The sequence below is a fragment of the Streptomyces sp. NPDC014801 genome, assembly GCF_043082085.1.
In the GTDB taxonomy this organism is placed as follows: Bacteria; Actinomycetota; Actinomycetes; order Streptomycetales; family Streptomycetaceae; genus Streptomyces.
In genome coordinates this window covers 106,502-126,493 of record NZ_JBIBXG010000017.1, presented here as the reverse complement: position 1 = coordinate 126,493, position 19,992 = coordinate 106,502, and the positions used below count along the sequence as shown (strand labels likewise).

At 73.5% G+C, this 19,992-nt stretch carries 21 protein-coding genes; 5 read left to right on the top strand and 16 right to left on the bottom strand.

Annotated elements, in window-relative coordinates:
- Positions 1-147 precede the first annotated feature (147 nt).
- Positions 148-432: a hypothetical protein gene (locus ACF1AL_RS35205; RefSeq protein ID WP_366837444.1), complete on the top strand. Its 285-nt coding sequence runs from the start codon at positions 148-150 to the stop codon at positions 430-432.
- Between the two features lie 80 nt (positions 433-512).
- Here the strand turns inward: ACF1AL_RS35205 and ACF1AL_RS35200 are convergent, their stop codons facing one another.
- Together ACF1AL_RS35200 and ACF1AL_RS35195 are read right to left on the bottom strand one after the other, a co-directional pair.
- Positions 513-1,280 (bottom strand): IclR family transcriptional regulator, encoded by a 768-nt coding sequence (locus ACF1AL_RS35200; RefSeq protein ID WP_366837445.1) that lies wholly within the window; start codon positions 1,278-1,280, stop codon positions 513-515.
- Between the two features lie 80 nt (positions 1,281-1,360).
- Entirely contained in the window at positions 1,361-2,686 is a 1,326-nt protein-coding gene (locus ACF1AL_RS35195; RefSeq protein WP_391698640.1) for an MFS transporter, read from the bottom strand.
- Between the two features lie 74 nt (positions 2,687-2,760).
- On the opposite strand from ACF1AL_RS35195, the gene ACF1AL_RS35190 reads away from it, so the two are divergent.
- Positions 2,761-3,711 (top strand): 2-hydroxyacid dehydrogenase, encoded by a 951-nt coding sequence (locus ACF1AL_RS35190; protein WP_391777710.1) that lies wholly within the window; start codon positions 2,761-2,763, stop codon positions 3,709-3,711.
- Between the two features lie 93 nt (positions 3,712-3,804).
- On the opposite strand, the gene ACF1AL_RS35185 is transcribed toward ACF1AL_RS35190, so the two are convergent.
- Positions 3,805-5,088, bottom strand: a complete 1,284-nt coding sequence (locus ACF1AL_RS35185; RefSeq protein WP_391777711.1) for a benzoate/H(+) symporter BenE family transporter — start codon at positions 5,086-5,088, stop codon at positions 3,805-3,807.
- 132 nt (positions 5,089-5,220) lie between these two features.
- Here ACF1AL_RS35185 and ACF1AL_RS35180 point away from each other — a divergent pair, with 132 nt between their 5' ends.
- A complete protein-coding gene (locus tag ACF1AL_RS35180) occupies positions 5,221-5,763 on the top strand; it encodes an XRE family transcriptional regulator (protein ID WP_366837449.1) in 543 nt (180 codons plus the stop codon).
- 46 nt (positions 5,764-5,809) lie between these two features.
- Here ACF1AL_RS35180 and ACF1AL_RS35175 read toward each other — a convergent pair whose 3' ends face one another.
- The gene (locus ACF1AL_RS35175; protein ID WP_391777712.1) at positions 5,810-7,267 is read right to left on the bottom strand and encodes an endonuclease/exonuclease/phosphatase family protein; all 1,458 of its coding nucleotides are present in this window, start codon (positions 7,265-7,267) and stop codon (positions 5,810-5,812) included.
- Positions 7,268-7,526: 259 nt separating this feature from the next.
- On the opposite strand from ACF1AL_RS35175, the gene ACF1AL_RS35170 reads away from it, so the two are divergent.
- On the top strand, positions 7,527-8,825 hold the full coding sequence (locus tag ACF1AL_RS35170) for a phosphatase PAP2 family protein (RefSeq protein WP_391777713.1): 1,299 nt from the start codon (positions 7,527-7,529) through the stop codon (positions 8,823-8,825).
- 170 nt (positions 8,826-8,995) lie between these two features.
- On the opposite strand, the gene ACF1AL_RS35165 is transcribed toward ACF1AL_RS35170, so the two are convergent.
- The 6 genes from ACF1AL_RS35165 to ACF1AL_RS35140 form a co-directional block, all read right to left on the bottom strand.
- Positions 8,996-9,796 (bottom strand): SDR family NAD(P)-dependent oxidoreductase, encoded by an 801-nt coding sequence (locus ACF1AL_RS35165; protein WP_391658360.1) that lies wholly within the window; start codon positions 9,794-9,796, stop codon positions 8,996-8,998.
- Positions 9,793-10,353, bottom strand: a complete 561-nt coding sequence (locus ACF1AL_RS35160) for a DinB family protein (protein ID WP_391777714.1) — start codon at positions 10,351-10,353, stop codon at positions 9,793-9,795. Before ACF1AL_RS35160 ends, ACF1AL_RS35165 begins: the two co-directional genes overlap by 4 nt.
- A complete protein-coding gene (locus ACF1AL_RS35155) occupies positions 10,346-10,813 on the bottom strand; it encodes a YrdB family protein (protein WP_391777715.1) in 468 nt (155 codons plus the stop codon). The genes ACF1AL_RS35160 and ACF1AL_RS35155 overlap by 8 nt, the downstream gene beginning before the upstream one ends.
- Positions 10,814-10,821: 8 nt before the next feature.
- Entirely contained in the window at positions 10,822-11,640 is an 819-nt protein-coding gene (locus ACF1AL_RS35150) for an SAM-dependent methyltransferase (protein WP_384205147.1), read from the bottom strand.
- Positions 11,641-11,702: 62 nt separating this feature from the next.
- A complete protein-coding gene (locus tag ACF1AL_RS35145) occupies positions 11,703-13,352 on the bottom strand; it encodes an amidohydrolase (RefSeq protein ID WP_391777716.1) in 1,650 nt (549 codons plus the stop codon).
- Positions 13,353-13,416: 64 nt separating this feature from the next.
- A complete protein-coding gene (locus ACF1AL_RS35140; protein ID WP_391777717.1) occupies positions 13,417-14,865 on the bottom strand; it encodes an APC family permease in 1,449 nt (482 codons plus the stop codon).
- A gap of 255 nt (positions 14,866-15,120) precedes the next feature.
- Between ACF1AL_RS35140 and ACF1AL_RS35135 the strand changes: the two genes are divergently transcribed.
- Positions 15,121-15,684, top strand: coding sequence for a TetR family transcriptional regulator C-terminal domain-containing protein (locus ACF1AL_RS35135; protein WP_391777937.1), 564 nt, complete (start codon positions 15,121-15,123; stop codon positions 15,682-15,684).
- Positions 15,685-15,720: 36 nt separating this feature from the next.
- On the opposite strand, the gene ACF1AL_RS35130 is transcribed toward ACF1AL_RS35135, so the two are convergent.
- The 6 genes from ACF1AL_RS35130 to ACF1AL_RS35105 form a co-directional block, all read right to left on the bottom strand.
- Entirely contained in the window at positions 15,721-16,362 is a 642-nt protein-coding gene (locus ACF1AL_RS35130; protein WP_391777718.1) for a hypothetical protein, read from the bottom strand.
- Positions 16,359-17,159 carry a YqjF family protein gene (locus ACF1AL_RS35125; protein WP_391777719.1) on the bottom strand — a complete coding sequence of 267 codons (801 nt, stop codon included), beginning with the start codon at positions 17,157-17,159 and terminating at the stop codon, positions 16,359-16,361. The genes ACF1AL_RS35130 and ACF1AL_RS35125 overlap by 4 nt, the downstream gene beginning before the upstream one ends.
- A complete protein-coding gene (locus ACF1AL_RS35120; RefSeq protein WP_391777720.1) occupies positions 17,159-17,740 on the bottom strand; it encodes a hypothetical protein in 582 nt (193 codons plus the stop codon). Before ACF1AL_RS35120 ends, ACF1AL_RS35125 begins: the two co-directional genes overlap by 1 nt.
- Before the next feature lie 97 nt (positions 17,741-17,837).
- A complete protein-coding gene (locus ACF1AL_RS35115) occupies positions 17,838-18,689 on the bottom strand; it encodes an MBL fold metallo-hydrolase (RefSeq protein ID WP_391777721.1) in 852 nt (283 codons plus the stop codon).
- 99 nt (positions 18,690-18,788) lie between these two features.
- Complete coding sequence (locus ACF1AL_RS35110) at positions 18,789-19,298, bottom strand: molybdenum cofactor biosysynthesis protein (protein ID WP_366837464.1); 510 nt, start codon at positions 19,296-19,298, stop codon at positions 18,789-18,791.
- A gap of 36 nt (positions 19,299-19,334) precedes the next feature.
- Complete coding sequence (locus ACF1AL_RS35105) at positions 19,335-19,859, bottom strand: DUF488 family protein (RefSeq protein WP_391698670.1); 525 nt, start codon at positions 19,857-19,859, stop codon at positions 19,335-19,337.
- Positions 19,860-19,992: the final 133 nt, after the last annotated feature.

Below are 19,992 nucleotides of genomic sequence, written 5' to 3'. Positions count from 1 at the left end.
GGCACCCTGGGTGCGGGCCGTAGCGCTCTGGTCGCCCTGAGTGAAAGGAAAAGTACCCGTCTTCTTACTCTTAAGTACGGTTTAGGCTGATGTGCAGGCTTTTCGCGCGACCGGGCCCATGACGACCGGTCAGGCGAGGTGAGAGCGATGAACAGCCCGTGCGTCGCCTGTCGGCGCCCCACCGACACGGTGCTGCGCTTCCTGGGCGACGGGGTGGCGCTCGTGCGCGCGCTCACGGGCCTCGGCGTCCACCCGAAGGAAGCGCTCTTCCTGGTGAGCGACTTCCTGCAGTGCGAGCCCGTCCTCATCGTGGTGGCGCTGCACCGGCGCATCGAGGAACTGTCCGTCCACTGCTGCGGGCCGTGCGGCGCGCGCATCGGCGCCGGGGTCTCCGCGCACGCCGAGGAGTCCGTGTATCTCGTGACGAACTGACCCCCGTCACCGACCCGCGACCCCGCCCTGTCGCCACGCTGAATCGTTCGAACGGTCCGGTGCCTTCGGTCCCCGGTCGCTCACTGGCCCTGGTCCATGCGGGCCGCGATGTCCTCGACGCACTCGCGCAACGCGGGGACGTGCCCGCGCAGTTCGTCCGGTGTGGTGAGGATGACCGTCGCGGCGAGGGACACGGCGAGGGCGGGCGCCCGGTCCTCCGGGTGGGGGAGGGCCGCGGCGACGGAGCGGACGCCGACCTCGTTCTCCTCGTCGACCTCGGCCCAGCCCCGGGCGCGGATCTCGGCGAGTTCCGCGCGCAGGGCGTCCGGGTCGGTCGTCGTCCGGGCGGTCACCGCCGGCAGGGGCCCGGCGAGCAGCCGTTCCCGTGCCGGCTCCGGCAGGGCGGCGACCAGGGCCTTGCCGAGCGAGGTCGCGTTCCAGGGGTTGCGGGTGCCCTCGGCGCTGCGCAGCTGCAGGTGCTGGGTGCCCTGCACGGTCAGGACGAGCAGCACGTCGGACTCGTGCAGGATCCCGGCGATGGCGGGCAGCCCGGTGCGGGCGGCCAGCCGGCGCATGGGCGCGGCGGCGGCCGAGTAGCCGGCGGGGGAGCGCTGGAAGCCGCGGGACAGTTCCAGGACGCGGGCGCCGAGGGCGTACCGGCGGGCGTCCTCGTCGTAGGTGGCGAAGCGTTCCTCGACGAGCCGGTTGAGCAGCCGGTGGGCGCTGCTGACGGGGAGCCGGGCGGCGCGGGCGGCGGCGCTGACGCCGAGGCCGCCGGGGTGGTCGGCCAGCACGGACAGCAGCCGCAGGCCCCGGCCCAGCATGTCGTCGCCGGATGGTGTGGTCACCGCGTCGTGCCTTTCGTGCGCGCTTCGCTGCGGGGGACGGCCGCGGTGGCCGGCCGCTGAGCCGGCCACCGCCGTGTGGATCACCGTACCCGCACCGGCCGGGCGGCCGCGGGCTCGCGTACGGTCAGGGTCAGCGCCGCCGAGAGCAGCGTGCACGCCGCCATCAGGCCGAACGCCCCCGCGTCGCCGAACGCGGTGCCGCGGATCCAGCCGACGAGGTAGGTGCCGGCGAACGAGCCCAGCGCGCCGAGCGAGTTGACCAGCGCCACGGCCGCCCCCGACACCCCGGGCGGCGCCAGCGCGCTGACCAGCGCGAAGTACGGGCCGTAGGGCGCGTACAGGCACAGGCCCGCCACCACCAGCAGGGTCAACGCGAGCGGGAAGTGGCCGGCGGCCGCGTACGACCCGACCAGCGCCAGGGAGCCCGCTGTCAGCCACGGCCATACCGCGATCCGGCGACGGCCGCTGCGGTCGGACAGACGGGAGTTGACCAGCATCGCCACGGCGGCGCAGGCGTAGGGCACCGCGGTGAGCAGCCCGGTGGCGCCGATGCCCTCGCCGGAGCCCTTCTTGATGATCGCCGGGAGCCAGAAGACGAAGCCGTACATGCCGAACGACCAGAAGAAGTACTGCGCGGCCATGGCCAGCACGGCGGGGGTGCGCAGCACCCGGCCGTAGCGCTCGCGCAGGGTGCCGGCCACGGCGGGCGCGGCCGCGCGCTCGGCGGCCAGGTCGGCCTCCAGCAGCCGCAGTTCGTCCTGCGGCACCCGGGCCGCCTGCTCCGGGCGGTCCTTGATCAGGCGCAGGCAGCACAGGCCCCACAGCACCGACGGCACACCCTCGGCGACGAACATCACCCGCCAGTCGGACACCGACACCAGCCAGCCCGACACCGCCGACAGCCACATCACCGTGACCGGGTTGCCGAGGATCAGCAGGGTGTTGGCCCGCCCGCGCTCGGCGCGGGTGAACCAGCGGGTCAGCAGCATCACCATCGACGGCAGCACCGCGCCCTCGACGACGCCCAGGGCGAACCGCACCGCGATCAGCTGGCCCGGGCTGCTCAGCAGGCCCTGCACCACCGCGAGCAGTCCCCAGGCCACCGTCGACCAGGCCACCAGGCGGCGGGCGCTGCGCTGTTCGGCGTAGATGGTGCCCGGGATCTGGAAGAAGAAGTAGCCGAGGAAGAACGACGCCGCCACCAGCGAGTCGGCGCCCGCCGACAGATGCAGCTCCTCGGCCATGCCGCCGGCCGAGGCGATCGCGTAGTTGGACTTGTCGAGATAGGCGAGCGAGTACGTGACGAAGGCGACCGGCACCAGGTACCGGGCGCGGGCGGTCCGCCACAGGGCGGTGGCCGCGCCCGGGGCGGCGGCGGTCTCGGTGACGGGTGACGTCGCTGTCATCCCACACCCCCTGTTTTCCGTGTGATGGAAAGTGTTTCACTGGACGGAAAGCACGCTACGAGAAGGAGAGCGCGTTGACCAGAGGCCTGCACCACACCGCCACCGGAGTCCTCGTCCCGTGGCCCGACCTCGACCGGCGCCACGGCGCCTGGCCGCAGGGCGTCGACGTCCACGTCTGGGACGGCGTGACCCCGGGCAGCGAACCGTCCGACGCCGTGCTCGCGGACATCGGCCTGTGGGTCATGCCCTACGCCGTCCCCGACGCCGTACGCCTCCTGCCTCGGCTGCCGCGACTGCGCGCCGTGCAGTCGCTCAGCGCGGGGGTGGAGAAACTGCTTCCGCTGCTGCCGCCGCACGTCGCCCTGCACAACGGGCGCGGACTGCACGACGCGTCCACCGCGGAACACGCCCTCGGTCTGATCCTCGCCGCCCAGCGCGACCTGCCCCAGTGGGTCGCCGACCAGCACGCCGGGCGCTGGCAGCCCCACTTCACCCGCTCCCTCGCCGACGCCCGCGTCACGATCGTCGGCTACGGCTCCATCGGCGCCGCCCTCGAACAGCGGCTGCTGACCTGCGAGGCCCACGTCACCCGCGTCGCCCGGCGCGCCCGGCCCGGCGAAGGGGTCCACGCCGTCACCGACCTGCCCCGGCTGCTGCCCGAGACCGACATCGTGGTCCTCGTCCTGCCGGAGAACCCCGCCACCACCGGCCTGTTCGGCGCCGCGGAACTCGCCGCGCTGCCCGACGGCGCCCTCGTCGTCAACGTCGGCCGCGGCCGCACCCTCGACACCGCGGCCCTCCTCGCCGAGACCGCCACGGGACGCCTGCGCGCGGCCCTCGACGTCACCGACCCCGAGCCCCTCCCCGCCGACCACCGCCTGCGCCACGCCCCCGGCGTCCTCCTCACCCCGCACGTGGCCGGCGGCTCGGCGTCCTTCCGCCCCCGCGCGGAACGCCTCATCACCACCCAGGTCCACCGCTTCGCAACAGACGAGCCGCTGCTCAACGCGGTGCAAAGGGCCTGACCCGCCCCACTACCGGCCGCGCGAGGCCCCGGCACGGCGCCGGGGTGGGTTCCGACGGCGCGCAGCCGTCAACGTGACTGCGGGCGTGCGGTGTTACGACGGTCGTTTCGTCGCGGGGATCCTGTTCGGCGGGGTGGTCGCCGGTTCCTGGGGGCTCGGGGCCGTCGGGGGTGCGGGCTGTTGCGGGGTGCGTCCGCCGCGCCGGCCCGCGCCGGCGACCAGGCTCGTCAGGGCTCCCGCGAGCAGGCCCCAGAAGGCCGGGCCGATGCCCCAGATGGTGACGCCCGACGCGGTGGCGAGGAACGTGACGACGGCTGCCTCGCGGGAGGACTTCTCGGACAGGGCCGTCGCCAGGGAGTTCTCGATCGTCGCCAGCAGGCCGACGCCCGCGATCGCCAGCACCAGCGCGTGCGGCATCGCCGTGAGCAGCGAGGCGACCGTCGCCCCGAAGACGCCGACGCAGAGGTAGAAGATCCCGGCCCACACGGCCGCGACGTACCGCTTGGTGCGGTCCGGGTGCGCCTCCTCGCCGGTGCAGATCGCGGCGGTGATCGAGGACAGGTTCAGCCCGAACGCGCCGAACGGGGCGAGCACGACGTTGACCGCGCCGGTCCACGTCATCAGCGGGGACACGGGCACGTCGTAGCCCGAGCCGCGCAGGACGGCGACCCCGGGCAGGTTCTGCGAGGCCATCGTGACGACGAACAGCGGAACGCCGACGCTGACCAGTACCTTCCAGTCGAGGTCCGGGGCGGTGAAGACCGGCGTGGCCGCCGAGACGCGCAGCGCGTCGACGTGCCAGCCGCCCGCGACGACCGAGGCGACGACACCGCCGGCGAGCGCGACGAGCACCGCGTACCGCGCGGCGAACCGGCGGGCCAGGAGGTAGAGCGCGAACACCGGGAACGCGATCGCGAAGTTCCCCTTCATCGTGCTGAACAGACCGGTGCCGAAACGCAGCAGCACCCCGGCGAGCAGCGCCGCGGCCAGCGGCACCGGGATGCGGTTCATGGCGCGGGCGAACCACCCGGTCACGCCGGTCACCAGGACCAGCAGCGCCGAGAAGACGAACGCGCCGACGGCCTGCCCCATCGGCACGCCGGTCAGGCTGGTGGACAGCAGCGCCGCGCCCGGCGTCGACCAGGCGGTGACGACCGGCGCGCGGTACCGCAGGGAGAGCCCGACGCAGGTGACGGCCAGCCCGACGCCGAGCGCCAGCATCCACGAACCGATCTCCCGGGGGCCGGCCCCCGCGGTCTTCGCGGCGGTGAACACGAGCGCGGCCGAACTGGTGACGCCCACCGTGACGGCGATCAGCCCGGCGGCCACGGCGGACGGCGGGGCGGCCGCGCGTATGCGGCTGGTGAGGGAGGTCATGGCGGTCAACTTTTCCGAGGCGACGAGGCGGCACGATCGTTCCGTAAACGGAACGTTCTGTATGTGGAACACTAAAGAGCGGGGCCGAGACCCGTCAACCACGGCAGGCGACAGCGGGAGTGCGAACCGGCGATGGGGCTGAACGACGAAGTGGGGCGCAGACTCCGCGCGCTGCGCACGATGCGGGGACTGTCGCTCTCGGAGCTGGCCCGGCGCTCCGGCGTCGGCAAGGGCACCCTCTCGGAGCTGGAGAGCGGCACCCGCAACCCGACCCTGGAGACCCTCTACGCGCTGACGACGGCGCTCAACCAGCCGCTCGGCGCGGTCCTCAGCGACGACCCGCCGCACCCCGGGCAGCACGAGGGCGCCGTCTCCGGCAGCGCCGTCACCGCCGTCCTCGTCGAACGCCACGAGGACGACGACGCGGTCACCGACGTCTTCCGCATCACCATCGCCGCCGGGGCCACCCAGGAGTCCGCCGCGCACGTGGCGGGCACGAGCGAGACGCTCGTGATCCTCAGTGGTACGGCCGTCGTGGGCGACCCGGACGCGCCCAGCACCGTCGGGCCGGGCGCGTCCGTGTGCTGGCGGGCCGACACCCCGCACCTCTACAGCGCGCCGCACGGCGACGCGTACGGCATCCTCTTCGTCCGCTATCCGGCGGCGGCGCTCTGACACTCGCGGGCGCCGCCGCCCGTGCCCCCGCGGGAGGGGCGACGGCTCAGAAGGTGACCGTGGCGTGGAGGACCCGGTGGTCCGACAGCGCGGGGTCGACGACCTCGCAGCCGTACGCCGGGCCGGCCGGACCGAAGAGGTAGTCGATCTTGTTGGTGCCGTCCGTGGGCGCGCCGGTGTGCGGCGCGTCGGGGGTGGCCTGACCGCACTCCTGGTGACCGGTGTACAGGCCGTCCAGGACGGCGACGTCCGCCGTGGTGGTGTTCAGGTCACCGCCGTAGAAGGCCGTGTAGCCGTGGGACTGCAGGTCGTCCACGAGGGAGCGCAGCGCGGCGGCCTGCCGGGGGCGGTAGACGGCGTCCGGGTCGTCACCGGCCTGGTGGCCGTCGGCGTCGTAGTAGGAGCCGCTGCTGAAGTGGGCGTTGCAGTACACCGTCCCGGCGTCGGGGACGGTGGCGCACAGCGCCGGCCGCTGTTCCTTGCGGTCGGGGGAGGGCAGCGTGTAGCCGCGGTACCAGACGTTGGTGTCCTTGACCGCCAGCGCGATGCCGAAGGAGCCCCGGTCCACGCCGCTGGTGCTGTCGGCGCAGGTCTTCTGGGCCATGAGCAGGGGATCCGTCGTCCCGTCCGCGTCGACGACCTTGAAGTACGTCGGCGCGAACCGGACGTCCCAGGCGCCGCCGAGCCGGCTCTCCAGCTCCAGTTCCAGCGGCTTGACCGCCTTCTCGCAGATCTCCTGGAAGAAGATCGCGTCGGGCCGGTGGCCGAGCCGGCCGGACGGGGCGGGCGCCAGGGCGGCGGCGACGTCGGTGGCGACGGTGTCCGCGTCGGCGAACCGGAGCGTGCACGCGGTGCTCGGGTTGTTGTTGGCGCACACGTTCCACGAGGCGATGTCCTGGCGGCCGGAGGCGGTCACGGCCGACTCCGGGGGCGCCGTCGTGCTGCCGGTGCCGCCGACCTTCTCGAAGGTGAAACGCTCCCAGGCGCCGACGGAGGTGGAACGGGCGCGCAGCAGCCCCTGGTCGCTGCCGGAGTAGCCGAACTCGGCCGACACGTACAGGCCGTTGGCGGCGGACTTCAGCGCGTACTGGCCGTTGCCCTGTGGGACGACCGAGAAGCGTTCCCAGGAGCCGGTGTTGGTGCCCCGGGCGCGCAGCATGCCCTGCTGGGCCCCCGTGGCGCCGAGCTCGGAGGTGACGTAGAGACCGTTCTCCTCGTTCCGCAGCGTGACGGTCGTGCCGTACCCCACGCCGTCGACGGCGTCGGTGTGCAGGGTAAAGGTCTCCCAGCTGCCCACGGACGTCGACCGGGCCCTGAGTTCGCCCTTCTGGTCACCGGAGTCGTTCACTTCGGCGGCGACATACAGGCCGTTCACCTTCAGCGCCCAGCGCTGACCGGTGGACGACGGCGGTGTCGAGGCGGCGAGCGCGGACGTGGCCGGCAGGGCCACCACACCGGTGACCGCGGCCAGGACGGCCATCAGGAGAAGGCAGAGTCTTCGCATCGTGTGCTTCGTTTCCCTTGGTTCGGTGGGACGTTGAGGAAGTGATCTTGTCACTGGCCCCGTCCGGCCGCCCCGCCGGGTGCCCGCCTCCCGGCGACGTGACGAGGGGAACAAGCCGAACTCCCGTCGCACGGGGTTCGAATGCCATTCACTCGGCTAACATGATCGAACTTAAAGGGATCGTCCTTATATCTGACAAATCGGCTGAAACAAATTGATATCCAGACCATCGCGGCTGCTTTCGCGACAAGACAAAAGAATGATGTGGGCCGCGGTGGGAGCCGTGGTCCTGGCCTTCCTGGTCGCGCTGGAGATCGCCGCGCGGCATTATGGCGAGCCGGGGCCGATCACCAGCCAGGCGCGCGAGGTGATATGCGCGCCGAAATCCGGGCCCCTGCTGTACGCCGGTATGGCCTTGATGATGGTGGTGCTCACCTGGCGTGAACGATTCATCGCGCTGGGGGCCGCCGTCGGCATCGACGTGGTCATCTGGCTGGTGCGGTGGGCGTCCGGCCACCAGGTCACCGACGGCCACCTCTTCGGCAACGGCGCGCTGTGGGTCGTCCTGGGCGGCGGGGTCGTCGCGCTCACCCGCCGCACCGGCCGGGAACGCCTCCTGCTGCTCCAGGGCGTCGGGCTCGGCCTGCTGCTGGTGACCGGCCGCAAGACAGGGGACGCCTGGCTGCTGATCACGTCGAAGACGCGCCCCATGGTGCTCGACCAGTACGTGGCCCTGGCCGACCACGCGCTGGGCGACCCGTCCTGGCTGGTCGGCAGGATGGTCGAGGCGACCGGTCCGATCGGCGCCCATGTGCTCGACTACGTCTATGTGCAGCTCGCGGTGGCCGCGGTCGTCGTCGCGCTCTACCAGCTCCGGCACGTCGCCCGGGAGCGCCGCTTCCCGCGCCACCACCTGGTGCGCACCTTCCTGGTCATCGGACTCGTCGGGCCGGGCATCTACATGATCTTCCCGACGGTGGGGCCGATCTTCGCCTACGGTGACGGCGCGTTCGGCACGGGCGGCCTGCACTGGGCGGTGGCGGACCTGTGGCCGCACACCCCGCCGCCGGTCGGCACCCCGCACTTGATGGCCTACGACGAGATCACCCCGCGCAACTGCATGCCCAGCCTGCACACGGCATGGGCGACCGCGATCTTCCTGCATTCCCGCACCGGTCCGCGCATTCTGCGCTGGGCGGGGACGTTCTGGCTGTTCGCCACGCTCACCGCGACGCTCGGATTCGGCTATCACTACGGCGTTGATCTCGTCGCCGGGGTGGTGTTCACCTTCACGATCGAGGCGGCGCTGCGCTCCTTCGACCGGGGCTGGGAACGGTCCGGAATTCTGCTGGTCGCCTACGGAACGGCGGTATTCACCGCCCTGCTGGTGTCCTATCGCTTTCTGCCGATGCCGATGGCCCGTCACCCGTGGTTCTTCGGACCGCTTCTGCTGCTGCTGATGGCCTCGGTGGTCTACGGCTACGCGCGGACCGCGAGAATGTGGGAACCGAAGGCGGTCTGGGCGAATCAGCCGCGACCCCAGCCCGAACTGGTCTGAGGCACCAGGGCACTCGCCCCGGATCATTCGGGCACTTGGGCACTCGGCACTCGGGCACGAGACGAGTAGGCAACGACGAGGGCGGCCGGCGCGGACATTGCGCGCCGGCCGCCCTCGCGCATGCGCGCCTCCCCTGCCACGGCGGCGGCAGGGGAGACGGAGGGAATGCCTCAGGTGCGCAGATACGACGCCCCGTTCAGGTCGAGGATCGTGCCCGAGGCCCACTCGGCGGCCGGGGAGGCCAGCCACACGACGGCCTCGGCGATCTCCTGGGGCGTGGCGACGCGGCCGAAGGGACTCTGGGCCCGGATGGCGTCCCCCTCGGCGCCTTCGAGGCGCGGGGCGACCCGCTCCGTGGCGAAGAAGCCCGGCGCGACCGAGGCCACGCCGATGCCGTACGGGGCCAGCGACACGGCGAGCGACTGGCCCAGCGCGTGCACCGCGGCCTTCGTCGCGCCGTAGGCCGGGTGGTCCGGTTCGCCGCGGAAGGCACCCCGGGAGCCGACGTTGACGATGCGCCCGCCGGTTTGCTGGTCGATCATGCGACGGGCCACGAGGTGGCTGAGGTGCGCGGTGCCCAGCAGGTTCACGGCCACGTGCCGCTGCCAGACGGCCACCCACTCGTCGTAGCCGGTCTCCGGCAGGGGATGGCGGATGTTGACCGCCGCGTTGTTGACCAGGACGTCGACGCCACCGAGCCCCTCCACCGCCGTGTCCACCACGGCCGCCGCCCCGGCGGGGTCCGCGAGGTCGCCGCCGACCAGGACGTGCCCGGAGCCGGCGAGCGAGCCCAGGGTCTGCCGGGCCTCCTCGGGCCGCGAACCGTAGTGCACCGCGACGCGGTCACCGCCCGCGGCGAACGCCTGCGCCACCGCCCGGCCCAGGCCCCGCGACGCGCCGCTGACGAGGACGCGCCGGGGGGACGCGGGCGCCCGGGACTCGTCCGCCCGGGACTCGTTCGCCTCCGTCACTGGCCGACCCGGCCGTCCACGCACTCGCGCAGCAGGTCGGCGTGGCCGCAGTGGCGTGCGTACTCCTCGATCCGGTGCACCAGGAGCTCCCGCACGGCGATCTTCTCCCTGCCCACGCGCGCGCCGAGGTCGGGATGGGCGGCCAGCGCGGCGTCGGTCGCCGCCTGTTCGCGTTCGAGGTCGGCGAACGCGGCGTCGACGACGGACTGCTCGGCGACGGCCCCGTCGAAGTCGGCGTCCCGCGCGCCGTACAGCTTGGGCAGGGGGTCGCCGTCGGTGATCCAGTTCCGCCAGTCGCGTTCCACCTCGGCGAGGTGCCGGACCAGGCCGAGCAGGGACATCGTGGACGGCGGCACCGACCGGCGGGCCAGCTGCTCGGGGTCGAGGCCCTCGCACTTCATGCGCAGGGTGATCCGGTAGTTCGTCAGGAAGTCCTGGAGGGTCGGCAGTTCGCCGTCCGGACTGTTGCCCTCGCTGTTGCGGGGGTCGTCGTCCGGGTCCGTCCACATGTCGGGGTAGACGGTCGCCTCGGTCCATCGCTCGGGTCGGTCACTCATCCCCGCATGGTCGTCCGCCGGGGCCCTGACGCGCCACCGAGTTACGCGGCGGGTCGCCGCCACGGAGATCCGGGCGCAGCGGCGGGCGGCGGCGGAAGGACTCCGCCAGCGTCGTGTTGGCGATCACGACGACGGCGCCGGCCGCACCGGCGAGGTGATGTCCGACCCCGTACAGCGCGGCAGCTCCGCCGCCGAGGACCACCGCCTTGACCACGAGCACGACCGGCAGCCGTGGCCGCAGCCGTGCCCTCGGCGCCGCGAACAGAGCCCAGAGCACGACGGCCGCCAGGGGAAGCCCCAGACCGAGCAGCGCGGCCGTGGCCGGGGTGCCGCCGACGGTGAAGCCCCACCATCCCAGACAGAACAGAGCGGCCAGTTCGAGGAGGAAGGCCAGCAGTTCGTTGGCGGCGTACCAGGGCCGGGCGTCGACGGCCACAGGTCCGCCGGGGCGTGTGGGCACCGGAGCCGCTACGCCTTGCGGGCGAGGCCGGCGGCGATCAGGCGCTCCCAGACGCTGAGTTCGGGCTCCTCGTTCTTCCACGGGCTGTCCACGACGCCGTCGGGGCGCCACAGGGACGCGGGCACCACGCCCGGCTCGAGGATCTCCAGGCCCTCCATCAGGGCCTCGATCTCCTCGTCCGACCGCCACCGGCCGCGGCCGAACGTCTCCTGCAGGACCTTCTCGGCCTCCTCCGTCTCCGCGTTGTGGCCGGAGCGGAAGTGGCTGACGAAGAAGTAGCTCCCGGAGGGCACCTGCTCGCGCCAGTAGCGCACGAGCGCGGCCGGGTCCTCCTCGTCGTTGACGTGGTGGAGGATGGCGCTGAACATCACGGCCACGGGCCGGTCGAAGTCGATCAGCTCCACGGTGTCCGGGTGGTTGCGGATGTCCTCGGGCCTGCGGACGTCGGCCGCGACCACCCGTGTCCGGTCGTTCTCCTCCAGCAGCGCCCGTCCGTGGACGAGGACCTGGGGGTCGATGTCCACGTACACGACCCGCGTCCGCGGGTCGTGCCGCTGCGCGACCTGGTGGACGTTGTCGGCGGTCGGAAGACCGCTGCCCAGGTCGATGAACTGCCGTACGTCGGTCCCCGTCACGATCTCCCGCACCGCCCGGGTCAGGGCGGAACGGTTGGCATAGGCGATCGCCACGGAACCGGGAAGGTCACGTTTGAACACGTCACCGACCTCCCGGTCCACGGCGTAGTTGTCCTTGCCGCCGAGCAGGTAGTCGTAGACCCGGGCGATGCTCGGCTTGGTGGAGTCGATGGAGGAGCCTTCATGCGTCATGGCGTACATCATCACCCGTCCGGCGGCCCGCTGACCATCACTTCGGCACCACCGACAGGGTTTCAGGCGCGGTGGACGACCTCCCCGCCCACCATGACGAGTTCACACACCGTGCCCGGGACGGCCTCCGGTTCGACGGTGAGGACGTCACGGGAGAGGACGACGAGATCGGCGAACTTCCCGACCGAGAGCGAACCGCGCTCGTCCTCCAGGAAGTTGGCGTACGCCGACCCCATGGTGTACGCGTGCACGGCGGTCTCCATGTCCACCGTCTCCTGAGGCATCCACGCCTCGCCCCCGCCCAGCGGCCGGCGGGTCACCGCCGTGTACAGCCCCACCATCGGGTCCATCTCGGCGACGTTCCAGTCGCTGGAGAAGGCCAGCGTGGCCCCCGCCCGGTGCAGGCTGCGCATCGGCCACGCCTTGTGCCAGCGCTCCGGGCCCACGTTGCGCGCCCAGTCCTGGCCCGGTCCGGCGATCTCGGGGGCGCAGTGGCGCGGCTGCATGCAGGCCACGACGCCGAGTTCGGCGAAGCGTGGCACGTCCGCCGGGTCGCAGCACTCCACGTGCACGACCTGGTGGCGGGCGTCGCGGGGGCCGTTCGCGGCGCGGGCCCGGGCCACCGCGTCCAGCACCGTGCGGATGCCGCGGTCGCCGGTGGCGTGCACGAAGCACTGGAACCCGCGGGCGTCGAGCCGGGTCAGCAGCTCGGCGAACTCCTCCGGCGGGTAGAAGGTGTCCCCGCGGTGGTGCCTACAGCCCGTGTACGGCTCCAGCAGCGCGGCCGTGCGCGGCTCCACGACGTCGTCGATGTAGAGCTTGAGCGGCCCCACCCGCATGCGGTCGTCGTCGAAGCGCCGGGCCGCCTCGGCGAACGCGTCCAGGTCGGCCTCGGTGGTGCCGCGCGGATGGAACAGCGCGGCCACCAGCCGGGAGCGCAGGCGTCCCTCCTTGCGCGCCCGGGCGAACAGGTCCAGGTCGTCCAGGGAGTTCTGCGGTTCGACGACGGTGGTGATGCCGAAGCGGACCGCGTCGTCCAGGCTGCGCAGCAGCCGGCCGTACTGCCTGTCGGGGGAGGCCCAGGGCACGCCCAGCTCGCGCAGCGCCCGGTGCCCCGCGCGCGACAGGCCGCGGACGGCGAAGTCACGGACGAAGCCGGTGGGTTCGCCGGTGGCCGGGTCCTTCTCGGGCACGCCGAAGGGCAGGGTGTGCGCGTCGCGGGTCACGCCGAGGGCGGCCAGCGCGGCGCTGTTGAGCCACATCGTGTGCACGTCGTAGCTGAGCACGAACGCGGGGGTGTCCCCGGTCAGTTCGTCGAGGTCGCTCGCGCGCGGCATCCGGCCGCCGGGCAGGACGGAGTAGTCGAAGCCCTCCGCCTCGATCCACCCGGCTCCGGGGTGCCGGGCCCGCCAGGCGGAGATCCGGGCGGCGACCTCGGCCATCGAGCGCGCGCCGGCCAGCTGCACGCACTCCGCGTCCGACCCCAGCCGGACGTGGTTGTGCGCGTCCACGAATCCGGGCAGCACCCGCCGCCCGCCCGCGTCGATCACCTCGGTTCGCGGGCCGGTCCACCGGGCGGCGTCCGCGTCCGGGCCGAGCCAGACGATCCGGCCGTCCCGGACGGCGAGCGCCTCGGCCGAGGGAAGGTCCGGGTCCACGGTGTGGATGCGGGCGTTGCGCAGGACCAGGTGGGCGGGGGAGGGAGGCGTCACGATCTGTTCTCCGGTCGGGTGCGGGAAGGGAGGGGAGAGAGGTGTCTCGGCGGGCCGGGACGAGTCAGTCGTCGGCCTCGGGTGCCGCCACCTGCCAGCGGTCGTGGGGATGCCGGCGCAGGTACAGGACGTAGTAGAGGGCCGCGGCGGCGATCACGCCGCCGGTGATGGCGAGGTCGCGTCCGGCCTGCTGGTACAGCACATAGCCGACCGAGGCGAGGACGACGACGGGCGCGAGCGGCCACAGCGGCATCCGCCAGGCCGGGCGGCCGCGCAGGGGTGCCCGGCGGGCGGCCAGCGCGGCCAGGGCGAGCAGCACGTAGACCACGGCGAGGATCGCGCCGGTGGCCTCGTAGAGGGTCGACAGGTCGGCGAAGCAGGCCAGCGCGGCCCCGGGCAGGCTGATGGCGAGCGTGGCGACCCAGGGGGAGCCGAACCGGGGGTGCAGACGGGTCAGGGCCCGATTGACCGGTGCGGGCCAGGCGCGGTCCCGGCCCGAGGCGTACACGACGCGGGCGTTCTGCAGCACCATCACCAGGACGGCGTTGAGGATCGCCAGCGCGACGCACAGGTCGATCACCGTGGCGGTGGTGTCGCCCGCCCAGCCGCGTACCAGGTCGGAGAAGGTGGCGGTGGACAGCGCGTCGGTCGATCCGGTGCCGAGCACGGCCGCGACGGCGGGTACGACGATGACGGCGGCGCCGACGAACAGCGACCAGAAGACGGCCCGGGCCACGTTGCGCCGCGGCCGGTGGATCTCCTCCGCGAGATAGGAGGCCGTGCCGAAGCCGTTGACCACGAACATCGCGGCGGCGAGCCCGGAGACGAGCAGTCCCGCCGTGAACGCCGGTGCTCCGGCGGTGGCCTGGGAGACCTCGGGGTGGACGAGGACCGACGGGGAACGCTGCGCGTGGGCGAATCCGAGGACGGCGACCACGGCGGCGGCCACCACCTCCAGGACCAGGAACGCCCCGGTCACCAGGGCGTTGGACTTCACGTCCAGCACGGCCGTCGCGATCGCCACCAGCATGACCGCGCAGCCGGCGACCTGCGGGTCCACCCGCACGAGGTCGGCGAGGTAGTCGGCCGTGCCGAGCGCGATCACCGGCGGGATGACCACGAGCATGGCGATGGTCATCGCGAAGGTCACCCAGCCCAGGAACCGGCCCAGCAGCGCGTCCACCATGGCGTACTCGCCGCCGGAGCTGGGGGTGAGCGTGCCCAGTTCGGCGTAGCAGGCGCCCACCGCCACGGAGATGACGATGCCCACCGCGATGGTGAGCGGAGCGCCCGTGCCCTGCCCGGCGAACAACTCCGGGACGAGGATGAACAGCGACGAGGCGGGCGTGATGCAGGACAGCGTGAGCAGGACGGCCCCGACGGGACCGAGGACCCGTGCGAGCGCCGCCGGTGAACCACCGTCGTCCCGGGCGCCGGGCAGGGCGGCGGCGGCCGGTGCGGGCGCCGGGGGCGCGGCGGCGCCGTCCGGTGTGTCGGCAGGGGTGTGCGTCATGGGTGCTTCCCCGGGATTCGGGCGGCTGACCGCGGGCGGAGGGGGACGGGCGGAGCGCACTTCCTTGAACGACGTACAAGAAAGTTTGAACGCCATACAAGATGTGGACGGCGACATCGGACTGTCAAGAGGTCGCGGCGAACCTCCGAAGAAATTGATCGGCGTTCAAACTCGTCGGGGCGCGTGGCTACACTGGCCGCCGTGACGGCACCGGTGGCACGACGAAGGCGCGGCGGGACGGTCGCCCGCGAGCGCATGCTCGACGAGGCGATGCGCGCCATCGCCGAACAGGGCCTGGCCGAGCTGACCATGGCCGGCCTCGCCGAACGCCTGGGCACCTCCGGCGGCCACATCCTGTACTACTTCGGCAGCAAGGACCGGCTGCTCCTCGAAGCGCTGCGCTGGAGCGAGGACCGGCTCACCGGGGAGCGGCGCGCCCTGCTGACCCGGCGCACCACCGTCGCCCGCCGCCTCGACGCCTTCTTGCGGCTGTACCTGCCCGCGGGGCCCGGGGACGCCCGCTGGATGCTGTGGGTCGAGCTGTGGGCGCGTGCCGCCGGCAACGCCGAACTGGCCGAGGCCCAGGAGGAGTTCGACCGGGCCTGGCAGGAGGACCTGGAGCGGTTGCTGCTGCGCGGGGTGCACCAGGGACGCTTCCTCCTGCCCGAGGAGGAGGTCCCGGCCGCCGCCGACGAACTCCTCGCCCTGCTCGACGGACTCAGCACCAGGGTCGTGCTGGGACTGCGCGGAACCACCCGCGAAGGAGCGCTGGAGACGGCGCGCCGGGCGGCCCGCAACGCCCTGCGGCCCGCCCCCTGACCGGCGCTCCCGGCGCATGGCCCCGGCGCGGCCCGTTCAGTACGCGACGGTGGTGACGACCCGTGTCAGTGCCGGCTGCCGCGGAACGGAACCGAAACCGAAGCGCACCGGCGGGTCGACCGGTGCCGGCGCACCCAGGTCGCCGCCCTCGAACGACGCCGACAGCGCGGTGATCCGGCGCAGACCGCGCGCGCCGTACCACTCCCGGCGGCCCGGCATCGCGCTGCCGCGGGTCCGCACACCGCGCAGCATCAGCCGGGCGAGCGGATCGGTCACCCGCGCCCACGCCGCACTGCGCACGAGCGGCCCCGGCACCGCGGCGAGCAGCAGCCCCAGGGGACCGGGCCGGCCGGCCGTGAACCGCAGCCGCAGCGGCCCCGCCGTCACCGCCCACGCCGCGCCGGTGACCCGCACGTCGACCGGTACGACGCACACCGTGTCGAAGCGGTACGTCGCGGCGACGAAGTCGGCGACCCGCCGGGTGGGTGCCAGCAGCAGGCGCCGGCCGTCGGGCCGCTCGATCATCACGTCGCTGAACGGGCCGAACGGCGAGCGCGGCCAGTGTCCCAGCACGATCCGGGTCCCGGAGGAGGTGCCCAGGCCCGCGATCCAGCCGTCGAACCGCAGCCGGGTGCGCCCCTGTGGGGATTCCTGCCGAGCGCGCCCCCCGCGGGTCACGCACCCGCTCCGGAGCCCGCGCCGGGCGGACCGGACGGCCGGCTTCCCGGCGTACCGGACCGGTGGGCTTCCGGCGGACCGGACCCGTCGGGCGTCCACGGCCGGGGCGGGCCGAGCCGCACATGGCGGACCCCGTCCGAGAAGTGCACCACGGGCTCGCCGGCGGGCGGCGGCAGCCCGGCCGCGCCGGTCAGCGTCTGCTCGGCCTCCTCGACGACCGCGGCCCGCAGCGGCCACGGCTCGTGCTCGACCGGCGTCCGCCACAGCAGGCCGTACCGGCGGGAGTACGCCCGCCATCGCGACGTCAGCCACACGTCCCGCTCCGTCGGCCTGAGCGGAGCGCCCGGACGGACCGTCAGCCGGTAGGACACCCCACCGCCCCACCGGGTGCCCGTGTACGACACCACGTCCCCGTGCGCGGCCACGCGCAGGGTGCCCTGGTGGTAGGGCACGCCCACGGCCCACGCCGCGAGCATCAGCGGGCAGGCCACCTCGATGGTCAGGAACCACAGCCCGTCGCGCCCGTCGCGGTCCCGGACGTAGGTGCGCAGGTTGGTCTCCGCGAACGTCGGCAGCCCGGGCAGCGAGCCGGGGACGCCGGGCGGGCGCACCCCGGCCATGACGAACGGCGTCAGGCTCACCCACGCGGCGCCCTCGTAGGCGTCGACGGCGAGATTCCGGGGCAGCAGGGCCTGCACCGCCTGTGGCGGGTAGGGCCAGTGCACGAAGGTCTGCCGCACCCAGCCGGCCCGGAGCGCGGGGATCCTCACCCGTTGCTCGGCTCCGTACGCGACCATCAGCGGTCCGTGGCGCCCGGGGGCTCGGCCGGGGAGGGGTGCGGCTCCTGGTGGTGGTGCGTCGCCTCGGCGACCTGCTTCAGCGCCGACGCCGTGACCGGGTCACCGACCTTCGCCGGCTGCTCGTGGACGTGCTCCGCCGGATCGTCGTGGCGGAAGTGCGAGGCGGCGAGCTTGTCGCCCGGTCCGGGGGCCTGCAGGGTGGCGTCGGCGGCGTCCGTGGCCACCGGTCCGGGCGCGACGTTCTCGGTGGCGGGGCCACCGCCGTCCCGCACCGCGCTCTGCAGGTCCGCCGAGTCCGGCGTCGTTCCGGGGCCCGGCGTGGGGCGCGGCTGGGTCAGCCACGCGACGGCCGCGCCGGTGAGCGCCACCGGCCACTCCACCACCCCGGCGACGCCGAGCACACCGGCCCCGGTGTAGACGGCGATCCGGCGGCCGCGCGGCGAGATCGCGCCGATCCGCTCCAGCGCACCGTCGGCGAACCGGCCCACCTGCTCGGCACCGGGCACGCGCCGCAGCCCCGAGGCGACGAACCGCAGCGGCTGGGGAAGACCTGGCGAACTGGTTTTGACCTGGCTCATTTTCGAACTCCTCCCGCACGTCGTCGAGGGGCGGCCTCTGCTCCCAGTGTCACACTCACCCGGCGTCCCGACCCGGCCGGCGAGCGGTGCCGGACGGTCACACGAGCGTCGCCGCCGCCCCCGGGGCGAGGCGCACCCGGCCGCCGTGGCCGCACGCCACGACCCGGTCGCCGAGCCCGATCCGGTCGACCTCGGCGAGGAAGGCCGACAGCGGCGAGCGCATCACCGTGTAGTCGCCGTAGTGGACCGGCAGGATCCGCCGGGGGGTGAGGCGACGGGCGAGTTCCGCGCCCTGCGCCCCGTCCATCGTGACCACGAACCCGCCGGGAAGACGGGTGCCGCCGAGGTGCAGCACCGCCAGGTCGGCGGCCGGGAAGCGGACGGCGATCTCGTCCAGGCCGTCGTAGGGCAGGGTGTCGCCCGAGAGGTACAGCCGCAGCCGGGCGGGCCGCCCCACGGGGCCGAACTCCAGCATGCTGCCCATCACCGGCGGCAGCAGACCGCGCACCACCGGGTGACCGGCGTGCCGGGCGGGCAGCGCCGTGACCCTCACCTGCGCGTCGCCCCGCTGCAGGGTGAAGTACTGCCAGGTGCGCAGTCCGGCGGTGCGCGGGAAGCCGTGCACCACCCGCAGACGGCGCGCGGCGTGCGGGGTGGTGAGCACGGGTACGGAGCGGTCCAGGCCGCGCCGCGCCTGCCGGTCCCAGTGGTCCCCGTGCAGATGCGACAGCACGATCCCGTCGAGCCGGGGCAGTTCGTCCACGTCGACGGCGGGCTCGGTCAGGCGCCGGCTCAGCAGCCCGTAGCCGAGGTAGGCGTACTGCCCGCGGTGCAGGAAGTTGGGGTCGGTCAGCAGGGTGAGCGGCCCGTACCGCAGAAGGACGGTCGCGTTGCCGACGAAGTGGAGGTCGAGCGCGTCGTCGGGGGCGTCGCCCGTGGTCCCGTTCATGGTCGCCCGCCTCTCCCCGGCCTGGCGGCGAGACGCCACCGCGCGGGGCGCGTCTCCTCGGTCCGCCGCGGGTTCCCCTGCGGGCGGCCCGGAAACGGGCTACGGCGCCGGCGGCGGCCCGCTCAGCACCTTGAACGTCGCCGGTCCCAGCGTGATCACCCCGTCGCTGAGCGGCGTGCACCGGACGCCGCCCTTGCCCCGCAGGGCCCGCTGCGCGCCGGCCCCGATGGTCACGTCCATCCAGGCGCACGGCCGGGCGGGGCGGTTCACGGCGAGGACCACCGGCCCGGTGCCGCAGTCCAGGGCGATCGTGGCGCCGACGAGGGAGTCGATGTCGACGCCGCTGAGCAGGATGTTGCGCCGGGTGTGCCGCAGGTCGGCGGACGCGTCGATGTCCCTCGGGAGGTTCTCGGCGGACATGATCGTCACGGAGGCGTCCCGGTGGGCGGGCCGGCCGTAGTACCGGTCGCCGACCAGCCCCAGACCGCTGCGGACCTCGACCCGCTCCACCCGCTCGTCGTCCGGTCCCGCGGCGGGGCCGTCCGCCGGCCGCCCGGCCAGCCGGTGCGCGGGCGACACCAGCAGTTGCACCACCGCCACCTCGGTCATGCCCTCACCCTAACCAGGTCCGCAGTCCTCCCCGGTTCAGGGCGGCGGGTAGACCAGGTGCCCGTCGCGCACGCGCGCGTGTTCGTCGAGGACGGCCGGTTTCGTCGACGTCGGCGACATGATGTGGGCGACCTCGATGCCGGCGACGATCAGCGCGTCGGTGATCAGGCGCCGGTGGCACCGCCACGGCACCGCCTCGCTGCACATGATCGCGGGCCGCTCGTGTCCGGCCAGTGCGAGCAGTTCCTCCAGACCGGCCGCGAACTCCTCGCCGGCCATGTAGTCGGCGTAGTCCCGGAAGGCCTTGACCCGCCACGCGCCGTTCTCCGTCGGCACCCCCTTGGGGGTGTACCGGCGGCCGCCGAGCCGGGGGATCCACCGGTAGCCGATGTCGGACGGCAGGGCCGCGGCGAGCGTGGCCTGGTTCCACTGCGGGTATTTCCGCGACGACGGGAACGAGCGGACGTCGGCCAGACAGGTGACGTCGTTCTCGCGCAGCATCCGCACCAGCTCGTCGACATCGCGCGTCGAGTGGCCGATGGTACAGATACGGCTGGTCATCGCGCCGGGACGCCTTTCGTCCGGTCCTTTCGCCGCGCGGAAGCGCGCGTGAGGCGAGTGAAACACACCACGGCCCTCGCCGGCTCCCCGGACGGCCGGGGCGGGTAGGTTCCTACGGCGTGCGTCCACCCGG